The sequence below is a fragment of the Ancylomarina sp. genome (assembly GCF_041555295.1).
GTDB lineage: Bacteria > Bacteroidota > Bacteroidia > Bacteroidales > Marinifilaceae > Ancylomarina.
Map to the genome: position 1 here is coordinate 1 of NZ_JBFFKR010000090.1, position 12,208 is coordinate 12,208.

10 protein-coding genes are annotated in these 12,208 nt (G+C 35.8%); 4 read left to right on the forward strand and 6 right to left on the reverse strand.

All coding sequences use genetic code 11. The annotated features are described in order from the left end of the window. The coding region (locus ABY905_RS08370; protein WP_372642477.1) for a hypothetical protein at positions 1 to 980 on the reverse strand (980 nt) is incomplete at its 3' end. Positions 981 to 1,217: 237 nt separating this feature from the next. Here ABY905_RS08370 and rnr point away from each other — a divergent pair. After that, positions 1,218 to 3,353, forward strand: a complete 2,136-nt coding sequence (rnr, locus tag ABY905_RS08375) for a ribonuclease R (protein ID WP_372642479.1) — start codon at positions 1,218 to 1,220, stop codon at positions 3,351 to 3,353. A 66-nt stretch (positions 3,354 to 3,419) separates the two neighbouring features. Here rnr and radA read toward each other — a convergent pair whose 3' ends face one another. The 4 genes from radA to panC all read right to left on the reverse strand — a co-directional run bounded on the left by radA (position 3,420) and on the right by panC (position 6,762). Then, complete coding sequence (gene radA / locus ABY905_RS08380) at positions 3,420 to 4,790, reverse strand: DNA repair protein RadA (RefSeq protein WP_372642481.1); 1,371 nt, start codon at positions 4,788 to 4,790, stop codon at positions 3,420 to 3,422. Positions 4,791 to 4,912: 122 nt separating this feature from the next. Beyond that, positions 4,913 to 5,410, reverse strand: coding sequence for a D-glycero-beta-D-manno-heptose 1-phosphate adenylyltransferase (gene rfaE2, locus ABY905_RS08385; RefSeq protein ID WP_372642483.1), 498 nt, complete (start codon positions 5,408 to 5,410; stop codon positions 4,913 to 4,915). Positions 5,411 to 5,550: 140 nt separating this feature from the next. Further along, positions 5,551 to 5,901, reverse strand: coding sequence for an aspartate 1-decarboxylase (gene panD, locus ABY905_RS08390; RefSeq protein WP_372642485.1), 351 nt, complete (start codon positions 5,899 to 5,901; stop codon positions 5,551 to 5,553). An 18-nt stretch (positions 5,902 to 5,919) separates the two neighbouring features. After that, positions 5,920 to 6,762: a pantoate--beta-alanine ligase gene (gene panC / locus ABY905_RS08395; RefSeq protein ID WP_372642487.1), complete on the reverse strand. Its 843-nt coding sequence runs from the start codon at positions 6,760 to 6,762 to the stop codon at positions 5,920 to 5,922. A gap of 307 nt (positions 6,763 to 7,069) precedes the next feature. Here panC and ABY905_RS08400 point away from each other — a divergent pair, with 307 nt between their 5' ends. The 3 genes from ABY905_RS08400 (at position 7,070) to ABY905_RS08410 (ending at position 10,948) form a co-directional block, all read left to right on the forward strand. After that, entirely contained in the window at positions 7,070 to 7,879 is an 810-nt protein-coding gene (locus ABY905_RS08400; protein WP_372642489.1) for a glycogen/starch synthase, read from the forward strand. A 228-nt stretch (positions 7,880 to 8,107) separates the two neighbouring features. Further along, a complete protein-coding gene (gene glmS / locus ABY905_RS08405; protein WP_372642491.1) occupies positions 8,108 to 9,943 on the forward strand; it encodes a glutamine--fructose-6-phosphate transaminase (isomerizing) in 1,836 nt (611 codons plus the stop codon). Between the two features lie 135 nt (positions 9,944 to 10,078). Beyond that, positions 10,079 to 10,948: an HAD family hydrolase gene (locus tag ABY905_RS08410; RefSeq protein WP_372642493.1), complete on the forward strand. Its 870-nt coding sequence runs from the start codon at positions 10,079 to 10,081 to the stop codon at positions 10,946 to 10,948. A gap of 26 nt (positions 10,949 to 10,974) precedes the next feature. Here ABY905_RS08410 and ABY905_RS08415 read toward each other — a convergent pair. Further along, a partial coding sequence (locus tag ABY905_RS08415; RefSeq protein WP_372642495.1) for an OmpP1/FadL family transporter occupies positions 10,975 to 12,208 on the reverse strand: 1,234 nt, incomplete at its 5' end.

Genomic DNA, 12,208 nt, shown 5'->3' on the forward strand with positions numbered 1-12,208 from the left:
ACCTCTTTGCGATATTCTTTTTCCAATTGATAACCACTGGAATTTCGAACTCCAGTTTCAACAATCACTTCGCTTTTACCCATTAATCGCTTTCGCGGATATATCGTAACAGTATTCTTATCAACTTCTAATCGTATACTTTTTCCAGATTTCAATCGGATTAAACCTTCTAAATCTTGCTCAGAATCTAAAGGATCTGAAAAAAATAAGAGAATACTTTGTTCAGGAGTTTGATAAACATGACTTGAGCTCACTTTAAAATTTCCCAAAGGTGGAATTTCAATTGTTTTCTCACCCTTTTCTTTTACTCCAAGACTTGATCCATTCCATTGACAAACTAATTCCGATCTTTTTTCACCTCGTTTCAAACTATCTATCGTAAATCGATGTACCGTTCCTTTTGCATCGTGCTCCCATTCGATTTTAAGTATAGATCCATTTTGAGTTGCTGATAATACAGACTCTACGTCAGCCTCAGTAGCTATATCTGCTGTTAATATTTTACCTTCCTGCTTTTGAACTTCAAGACTTGAATTTTCATAGGCACTCATGCCATCGAAGCTTACAGATATACTTTGATTTTTGACTTTAAATGTTGATTTGAAAATTTGAAGTTTTTCGGAAACAGTAAGAAGTTTACCAAGATTAAATTCGAATTTATAATCTTGCCCTGATTTTAAATGTTTTGATGGTCTGAACTCAATTGTTTTTTTGTCAAGCCACCATGCTTCCCCCTTTATCGATGGCGAAAAGGAAAACAAATTTCCTTTAACTTTAGTATCCTCAACATCCTCAATCATTGCATCTCTTAGAATTATTTTAATACTGGCGTCTTTCGCAACGATACCATTAGTATATCCAACTATATGAGCTGAAAATGCTGGATCAACTTTAGCGGGCTTCGCAGGTTTCTTATCGTTACACTGCGTAAATACTATTAAGCTTAATAATAGAAGTAGAAATGAGTGAAATCGTTTCATGAAGGATTTTTAGAATTAAGAGGCAATTGTTCTTAAAATGAGTCGAATGGAATATTACATTTAACCAAAGACAAATATAAAAATAATCTTGTATGTAAAATAAAAATAAAGGCCAATTATGATAGTAAAGAATTTACACTAGGATAATACAAAACAAGCACATACTCAATCTATTTGATTACTTTTGTATTCAGAAGCTGCTGGACTTCTGTTTCATCCAGCATTAATATCCAAATTATGGTAGGAAAAAGAAAAAAAGAAGAATCCCGATATAACAAGCAAAGTTTACAACATGAGGTGATGGAAGTTTTTGCAAAGTCACCATCTAAAATATTAAATTATAAACAAATTGCCTCTACCCTTGAAATTAAAGACATGGGCATTAAACGACTAATCGTTTCGATTTTATACGATTTGGTTGCTTTAGATCAACTAAGCGAAATATCGACAGGAAAGTACAAATTGAAAGCAAAAATGGGTACAGTTGAAGGCGTAGTTGATATGACTTCGCGTGGTGCAGCCTATATTGTTTCTGAGGAAACAACCGAAGATATTTTTGTGAGTCCAGCGAATTTAAATAGAGCTTTACATGGCGATCTGGTTAAGGTCTTTTTGTTTGCTCGTAAAAAAAGCAAGCAGCCCGAGGGTGAAGTTGTTGAAATTATAAAGAGAAAAAAAACAAGCTTTGTTGGTGTTGTTCAGGCATCAAAAAACTTTGCATTTTTAATTCCCCTTGGAAGAAATATGCCTCACGATATTTTTATTCCTTTATCGCAACTTAATGGTGCTAAAGGAGGAGACAAGGCTATCGCTCAAATTACAGAATGGCCTAAGAAAGCGAAAAACCCTATTGGAAGAATTACAGATGTACTAGGAAAATCAGGCGATAACGATACGGAGATGCATGCTATTCTTGCAGAGTTCGATTTGCCATACAAATTTCCTGAACATGTTAATGACGCAGCAAAGGAGATTTCTGAGGAAATCACAAAAGAGGAAATTGCCAAGCGACGCGATTTTAGAGATGTCACAACATTTACAATTGACCCAGCCGATGCCAAAGATTTTGATGATGCTTTATCGCTTCGAAAACTTGAGAATGGCAATTGGGAGGTTGGTGTACATATTGCCGATGTAACACACTATGTGCGTCCGGGAAGTATTATTGAACAAGAAGCCTGCGAACGTGCAACATCAGTTTATTTAGTTGATCGCGTGGTGCCGATGTTGCCAGAGCGTTTGTCTAATGGATTGTGTTCGTTGCGTCCTAATGAAGAAAAACTGACTTATTCGGTGGTTTTCGAGATAGATGAGAATGCCGATATCTATAGTACTTGGATTGGTAGAACAATTATTAATTCTGATCGTCGATTTACTTACGAGGAAGCTCAACAGGTGATTGAAACCGAAGAGGGAGATTATAAGGAAGAGATTCTATGTCTGGATAAATTAGCGAAGAAATTTAGAGCCAGACGATTTAAGGAAGGTGCTATTGATTTTGATCGATATGAGGTGAAATTCGATATCGATGAAAATGGAAAACCTCTGAGTGTCTACTTTAAGGAATCGAAGGATTCAAATAAGTTGATTGAGGAGTTTATGCTTTTGGCAAATAGAAAAGTTGCAGAATCAGTTGGACGTGTGCCAAAAGGGAAGTCAGCTAAAACTTTTGTTTACAGAACGCACGACCAGCCTAACACTCAAAAGTTAGAGACCTTTAATAACTTTATTCATAAGTTTGGTTTTGGTATTAAGACAGCTTCACCTTCTGCTATTTCAAAATCAATGAATGAGCTTTTGCATAATGTAAAAGGTAATGCAATCCAAAATTTGGTTGAAACATTGGCTATTCGATCGATGGCGAAAGCCGTGTATACAACAAATAATGTAGGCCACTATGGCTTGCATTTCGATCACTATTCGCATTTTACATCACCAATTCGTCGTTATCCGGATATGATGGTTCATCGTTTGTTAAATCAATACGAGAATCATGGCAAATCGGCAAATCAAGATAAGACTGAAGCTCAGTGTAAACATTGTAGCGATATGGAGCAACGTGCCTCGCAGGCAGAGCGATCTTCAATAAAATACAAACAAGTCGAGTTTATGGTCGATAATGTAGGTGAAGAATTTGAAGGTGTTATTTCAGGTGTTACCGAATGGGGATTTTATGTGGAGTTGAACGATAATAAGTGTGAAGGAATGGTTTCTATTCGTGAACTCGAAGATGACTATTATGAGTTTGACGAAGAGAATTACTGTATTGTTGGACGTCATCACCGTAAGATTTATCAATTGGGTGACGATGTGAAGATTTTGGTTACTAAAGCTAATTTATCTGCCAAGCAATTGGACTTTGTTTTGGCCTAGTTCGTATAAGGTACAGATATAAAGAAGGCTCCAAGCAATATTGCTTGGAGCCTTTTTCGTATAAGTTTATTGTTTAAATAAGGTTTGGAATACTTGTCCTACTTTACTTACAAAGTGAATTTTGATTTTGAATTTTGAGGTGTCGAGACCTTTCGAGTTATTCTTTGGAATAAAGATATGCTTGAACCCAAGTTTTTCAGCCTCACTAATTCGTTGATCAATTCGATTGACCGATCGTATCTCACTTGAGAGTCCGATTTCACCAGCAAAGCAAACCTCCTTGGGAAGTGAGATATCCATGCTTGATGAAAGAACAGCAATAATCACAGCCAAATCGATAGCAGGATCACTAACTTTGATTCCACCCGCAATATTTAAGAAAACATCCTTGGTTCCAATACGGAATCCAGCGCGCTTTTCAAGAACAGCAAGTAACATGTTTAGGCGTCGTAAATCAAAACCTGTTGACGAGCGTTGTGGCGTACCATAAGCAGCTGTGCTAACCAAAGCCTGCACTTCTATTAAAAAAGGACGCATGCCTTCCATAGAGGCTGATATTGCCACTCCACTTAAACTCTCATTATTTGATGAAAGTAATAGCTCAGAAGGGTTATCAACTTCTCTCAGACCATCGCTTCGCATTTCATATATCCCCATTTCCGAAGTAGATCCAAATCGGTTCTTTGTTGCACGAAGAATACGATACATATGATTCTGGTCGCCTTCAAACTGTAAAACCGTGTCAACAATGTGCTCTAGAATTTTTGGACCTGCTAAACTACCTTCCTTGGTAATATGACCAATTAATAGAACAGCAACTGAGGATTCTTTGGCAAAATGTAAAAGTTGAGCTGTGCATTCTCTAATCTGTGAAACAGATCCAGGAGCAGAGTCTACAGATTGAGTTCCCAAAGTTTGAATGGAATCTATGACTAAGACATCAGGATTAGTATTTTTAATGTGAGCGAAAATATTTTCCATTGAAGTCTCACTCACAATCAGACATCTGTCATTATCTGAATTTAGTCGATTCCCTCGCAGTTTAATCTGCTGTGCACTTTCCTCTCCCGAAATATATAGCGTAGTGTAATTCTTAAGATTCAAGGCTATTTGTAGTGCTAAAGTCGATTTACCAATACCTGGTTCTCCACCAATCAGAACCATCGATCCTGGAACCAAACCACCACCCAATACTCGATTCAACTCCCCATTTTGTGTATCGTAACGTGTTTCTTCTGAGGTTACAATTTCGGATATTTTCTGTGGTTTATTAGGCGTTTTCCCATTGCTTCCAATGGTTTGTTTGTTGTTGGTTTTTACAATCACCTCTTCGACGAAGGTATTCCATTCGTCACACGATGGACATTTTCCAACCCATTTGGGTGATTCAACACCACAGTTCTGACAGAAAAAAGCAGTTTTTGTTTTTGGAGGCATAGTTTGTAAAGGTTAAAGAAGAAAAGGGGAAAAAAGGTTAAAGTTTTAAGGATAAAGTAAACAAAGTGTATAGAATGTGGATTTCACCAATCCTCATTTATAAATCTAATATCTTAAATTGATTAGTGGGTGTTGATAATTTTATTGATGATACCAGTTGAAGAAAATCCTTCGATAAAATCTAAAGTAATAATCTCACCTCCCTTTGCTTTTACAATATCGTAGCCCACAATATCTTCAGCATTGTAATCGCTGCCTTTTACCAAAATATCAGGCTGAACGAATTTTATTAAATCGTATGGTGTTTCTTCGTCGAAAAACACAACCATGTCGATAAAACCCAATGAAGCGAGTAATAGTGCCCGAGAATATTCATCATTTATTGGGCGGTTTGGACCTTTTAATCGTTGCACAGAAGCATCTGTATTTAAACCCATCACTAGCTTGTGCCCTAAGTTTGAAGCTTCGGCTAAATACTCCAGGTGACCACGATGTACAATATCGAAACAGCCATTGGTAAAGACAATCGTCTCTTCTTTAAAGCGCCAGGTTTGCAGTGTAGCAAAGGCTGATTCTTTATCGGTAAATATTTTATTTTTAATGATTTCGAGTTTCGTCATGTTCTCATTTATGAAGAATGAACGCTAGGGTTCATGTTAAATTAAAAAAATCCAGGGGAAGTTAATCATTCTCGATATGGCTACCAAAGAAAAAAGGCTGCTCTAAACGAACAGCCTTGCGTGTATCTTAAATTGATTTTTTAGATCAATTTGTTTGTTTCAGTATCGGGGAAAACCAAACTAGGTTCCCAGGTTTTAGCTTCCTCAAATTCCATTAAGGCGTAGGAAATGATAATAACCACATCGCCAACAGCACACTTACGAGCAGCAGGACCATTTAAACAAATTGTACCAGAACCTCTTTCACCTCTAATAATGTAGGTTTCCAGACGTTCACCATTGTTAACGTTAACAATCTGCACTTTTTCGTTTTCAATAAGGTTGGCCGCATCCATTAAATCTTCGTCAATGGTTACCGATCCAACGTATTGCAGATTCGCACTGGTTACTGATGCTTTGTGAATCTTCGATTTGCAAACTTCAATATACATGTCGCTTAAAACTAAATATTATAAAGAAATATTATCTATCAATCTAACTTTTCCTACTTGAACAGTGATACAGGCAATTCGATTGTTCGAATCTTCCCATTTTTCAATCGATTTAAGACTTGTATCATCTACTATTTCAAAGTATTCAACTTCTAGATAAGCATTATTATTAATCTCGGTAATAACCCAGTCTTTTAATTGGGATACGCTAAAATCGGGGACTAAGTTACAAGCTTTAAATAAAGTTTCAGATATTTTTACAGCATTTTTTCGCTCCACCTCTGAAAGAAGCCTGTTTCTGGAACTCATTGCTAATCCGTCTAACTCTCTAATAATGGGACATGGTACTATATTTATGTCTAGTTCAAGGTCTCTCGTCATCTGCTTAATAACAGCAACTTGTTGGAAATCTTTTTTGCCAAAATAGGCATTATTAGGACTAATATAATCAAATAATTTGCTCACAACTTGAGCAACTCCATTAAAATGACCTGGTCGATTCTTACCTTCCATGACCTTTTCAAGATCACCAAAGTCAAAAACACGTGAATCTGCTTCTGGATAAACCTCCTCAACTTCAGGGATAAAAATTAAATCGGGCTGAAATCTAGATAATAATTCAAGATCCTGATCCAGAATCCTGGGATAAGTCTTTAAATCATTAGGATTATTAAACTGAGTTGGATTTACGAATATGCTAACAACTGTTATATCGTTTTCCTTTTTTGATTGTTCAACTAATGAAAGGTGCCCTTCATGTAGAGCTCCCATAGTAGGCACAAAACCAATACGTTTACCATCGGCCTTGTATTTGCTAATGATTGATCGTGTTTCAGTAATTAATTTAACTATTTGCATCATTATAATTTATCTTGCCTTGTTGAGGCAATATGTAAGGGCTATGAGCTGTTTGGATTTTAAGAATACAAGCAGTTTATAATAGTTTGTTATTATTCTAATTATTAGATAGTCGTGTCATTATCTATTCAAATACTATTAAAAAGTATCGAATGAAATAAAGTGCAAATAAATAAAATTAATAAATACGAAATTCACTAATCGGTCATTTAATTGTACACTAGGCGTTTTAGATCTGCTTAAGTAGAAGTATTACAAATTATTTTCTTAATTTTGCACGGATAATCTGTATTACAACATAAGCGATCACATGGAAAAGACTAAAGTACTTTTTGTATCACAAGAAATAATGCCTTATTTACCTGAGTCTGAAATGTCTAAAGTGGGAAGATATTTACCACAAGGAATTCAAGAGAAGGGAAAAGAAATCAGAACATTCATGCCACGATACGGTTGTATCAACGAAAGAAGAAATCAGCTACACGAAGTGATTCGTTTATCAGGTATGAATCTTATTATTGACGATACCGATCACCCATTGATTATCAAAGTTGCTTCCATACAGGCTGCAAGAATGCAGGTTTACTTTATTGATAACGACGATTATTTTCACCGCAAGAAAGTATTATTAGAAGATGATGGGCAAGCTTTTGCTGATAATGACGAAAGAGCTATCTTTTTTGCTCGTGGAGTACTAGAGACGGTTAAGAAATTACGTTGGGCTCCAGATGTCGTGCATTGTCAAGGTTGGTTCACTGGACTTTTACCTTTATACCTTAAGAAAGCATTTAACGAAGATCCGTTATTCACTGAGACTAAAATTGTATTTTCGATGTACGATGATGAGTTTCCAACAACATTCAATACGGATTTTGCTGAAAAGTCATTGATTGAAGGTATTACTTCAGATGATGTGAAAATTCTTGAAAATGCTGATTATTTGGCAATAAATAAATTGGCTATTGATTGGTCTGATGCTCTTATTATGGGAAGTCCGTCTATTAATGAGGATTTACTTTCATATGCTAAAGCTTCAGGAAAAACTTTTATGGAATATAAGAATGCTGATGAGTATATTCAAGCATATTCTGATTTATACGATAGCTTGGTTAGCGAATAGATAACCAGTTAAAAAAATATAAATGGTGAGTTTAAAACGTTTGTTTTTTACTCACCTTTTTTTATTGCTATTATTTTTTTGTTTGTATAGAATGCTTCGAGTATATTTGAATGAAATTATGATTATTTGCTGACGCAAAGGATTCTTTATTCCTTTTTGTTTCAGATTAGTTGATAAAAGAAATGGGGACTTTAGTCCTAAAATTGGAACCTTAAAAAATATTTTGCTATGTGTGGAATAGTTGGATATATTGGAAAAAGGGATGCCTATCCTATTCTAATAAATGGATTAAAAAGACTTGAGTATAGAGGTTACGATTCAGCAGGAATTGCTTTACGTACTGACAAGACTCGTGTTTTTAAGTGTAAAGGCAAAGTGCAAGATTTAGAGAATCATGTATCGGGTCTTGATATTTCAGGTCATATAGGAATTGGTCACACACGTTGGGCTACGCATGGTGAGCCAAATGATGTAAATGCCCATCCTCACTGTTCAATGAATAATAAGTTTACGATTATTCACAATGGTATTATTGAAAATTACTCTCCATTAAGAGATAAACTTATTCGCAGAGGTTATGAATTCTCAAGTGATACAGATACAGAAGTATTAGCAAACCTTATTGAGTATATCTATCTGAAAGGAAATGTAACTGCTGAAATGGCTGTACGTTTAGCTCTTTCTAAAGTAATAGGAGCATATGGCTTAGTTGTTATTTGTGAAGATGAACCTAATCAATTGGTAGCTGCACGTAAAGGTAGTCCTCTTGTGATTGGTGTAGGAAAAGATGAATACTTTTTAGCATCTGATGCGACTCCAATTATTGAGTATACTCAGAGTGTTATTTACTTAAATGATGATGATGTTGCTATCATCAGTCGTGATGAATTGACTTTAAAAACGATTCACAACGATAAGTTAATTCCACATATCCAGGAGTTGGATTTAGATATTGAGCAAATCGAGAAGAATGGTTACGAGCATTTCATGTTAAAGGAAATTTTCGAACAAACTCAATCGATTAAAGATACATTCCGTGGTCGAGTTGTACCTGCATCTAAAGAAATTTTCTTAGGAGGTATTAGCGAAGTCATTCCTAAGCTAGTTGAAGCACGACGAATTCTTATAATTGGTTGTGGTACTTCCTGGCATGCAGGAATGGTTGGAGAATACTTATTCGAAGAATTTGCAAGAGTTCCTGTTGAAGTTGAATATGCTTCGGAGTTCCGTTATAGAAATCCTGTCATTTATAAGGATGATATTGTTTTGGCAATTAGCCAGAGTGGTGAAACGGCAGATACATTAGCTGCCATTAACCTTGCTAAGCAAGCTGGAGCAACTGTATTAGGTATTTGTAATGTAGTTGGTTCTAGTATCCCTAGAAATACAGATGCTGGTATTTATACCCATGCTGGACCAGAAATTGGTGTCGCATCGACTAAAGCATTTACTGCTCAGGTAACTGTGCTTACGATGATGGCCATGTTAGTGGGTTACAGAAAAGGAACGCTTTCGAAGGTAGAATATGAGAAACATATTGACGAGCTATCTTGTTTACCTGAAAAGATCCAAAGCATTTTGGATAAGAGTGAGGCGATAAAAGAACTTTCGGCTAAATATGTAGACTCAACTAATGCTTTATATTTAGGACGAGGTTATCTTTTCCCAGTAGCACTGGAAGGTGCGCTTAAGTTGAAAGAGATTTCTTATATTCATGCTGAAGGGTATCCAGCAGCTGAAATGAAACACGGACCTATTGCACTAATTGATGAGCAAATGCCTGTTTTTGTTGCAGCTACTAAGGATAAGTCTTATGAGAAAATTGTAAGTAATATTCAAGAAGTAAAAGCTCGAAAAGGGCATGTAATTGCAATTGTTACCGAAGGAGATACTATAATTAAAGGAATGGCCGATCATGTGATTGAAATTCCAGAAACTCTTGATGCTTTAGCTCCTCTATTAACTGTTATTCCATTCCAATTGATTTCATATTATATCGCTGTTTTAAGAGGATGTAATGTTGATCAACCAAGAAATTTGGCTAAATCAGTTACTGTAGAATAATATAATTAGATACAGATGTATTTAAAGCGATACTGAAAAGTGTCGCTTTTTTTATTGGTAGACTTTCAATTCTCTCTTCAAATAGCCAAACATTTTCTTTATCTTGGGTTTCGATCTCTAAGCATAAGCGTTAATATGGATAAAAAGATTAAAATTGTTATCAGTGACTTGGATGGCACTCTTTTACCTGCACAAGGAGAAGTGAGTGATTGTGATATTAAAACTCTGGATAAACTTAAAGAAGATAAAATAGTTAGAGTTATTGCTACAGGTCGAAATCTCTACTCGGCCTTATCAGTCTTGTCTGATGACTTTCCCATTGATTATTTAATATTTGCTTCAGGAGCAGGCATCTTTGACTGGAAGAAGAGGGAGCTTATTTTTTCCCAACATCTTGATTCAGATATCGTATTTAAGCTTTCTTCCGAATTGATTAAACAGGAAACTGATTTCATGATTTTGGACACTATTCCCAATAATCATCAATTTGCATATTATAGATCTGGGAAATCGAATCCCGATTTTGATAGACGATTAAGTTTGTACAAACCATTTGCAAGTCCTATTGGTAATGCTGAGGATACCAGGCGAGATGCTTGCCAATTATTGGTTATTCTCTCTAATTGTGTTTATGGATTCAACGAATTAAAGGCAAAATTCGAGAACGTGAAAATCATCAGAGCGACTTCTCCATTGGATCACGAATCGATTTGGATGGAGATATTCCCCTTACATATTTCAAAAGCTTATGGCGCAGAATGGCTTTGTCAGCATCTAACTATCGATTCTAAGCTATCTATGGTGATAGGGAATGATTATAATGACCTTGACCTTTTGGAGTGGGGACAATACCCTTTTGTTGTATCAAATGCGCCTAAAGAATTAAAAGATGCCTACAAGAATACTAGGAGTGTTGATGAGAGTGGCTTCTCAATAGCAATAGAGAAAGTTCTGAATTCAGATCCGGAAGAAAATTCAGGCATAAAAAAAGCCACCCGAAGGTAGCTTTCTTTACTGAAATTGAGACTTCTTTAGAAGTTGTATGTAATACCAATGCTTGGTATAAAAGCTGTATTTTGATATTCACCACCGAAATAAACTGGATTACCTGAACCATCTACTCCGATTGCAGTATTTGTATCTTGAGCTTTTCTTTTCTCACCTTTTGAGTAAATGAAAGCAGCATCAATACTAAATTTCTCATTTAGTAAATAAGAGAAACCACCAGTGATTCCAATTTTATCAGCACCAGGTGTTTCAGGAGCATAATACTTATCGTTAGTTGGTGTTTCATCATAATAGAAACCCGCACGTAAATCTAATTTTTCATTAGCTGAGTATTGAGCTCCAATTCTATATGTCATAGAATTATCCCATTCTCTTTTGTTTGATGAGTTCAAAGCTGAAGTAGGCTCAGATGATACAAAATCTAAATTTTTGTAAACAGACCACTCAACGAAATTTACATCAGCCGAAACCAACCATTTTTCATCAATTTGATAAGCAAAACCAACATTTAAGCTAGCAGGTAATGGAAGAGTTGCAGTAAAACTACCATCTTTTACACCTAGGGCATTATATCCAGCAACTAAAGCGGGAGGCACTGTTGATGGGAAAGAAAAAGTTCCTTCACCTTCGCTATCATCCAATTCAATATCAACCTTTGAACGGTAAGAAATACCAACGTTTAATTTTTCTGTAGGTTGAAGGAAAACACCTAAGTTGTAACCATACTTAATAGTGTTACCACTAAGCTCAGCACCACCATCAGTAATATATGATCCATCAGCAGGATTCATAATAGGAAATGCTTTGTTTAATTTAAAATCACCATAAACAATGTTCAAACCTGCTCCAACAGACATCCAGTCGTTTACTTTATATGAAACAGTTGGCTGAATGTAAATTGATTTCATTGTAATCTCCTGAATCAAATATTTACCTGCCCAAGTGTCTCCCCAGATGTTAGAGCTACCAAATGGTGTGTAAACAGCTAAACCAATAGCAAGTTTATCAGTCAATTTTGCTGAACCGTATAGATAGAACGGAGTTGCGATTGGGTTATCAGTTTCTGTATTTAATGAAGAGTTTGTAGGATGTGTGTATTCAGTGTTCGACCATACCAAACTACCACCCATAGATAAAGAGTACTTTGCATCTAGAGTTGCAAGTGCACCAGGGTTAAATTGCATACTGCTGGCATCCCAATTGATGGCCACACCAACGTGTCCCATACCAGTTTGTTTTGCGCCTTGAACGTTTACG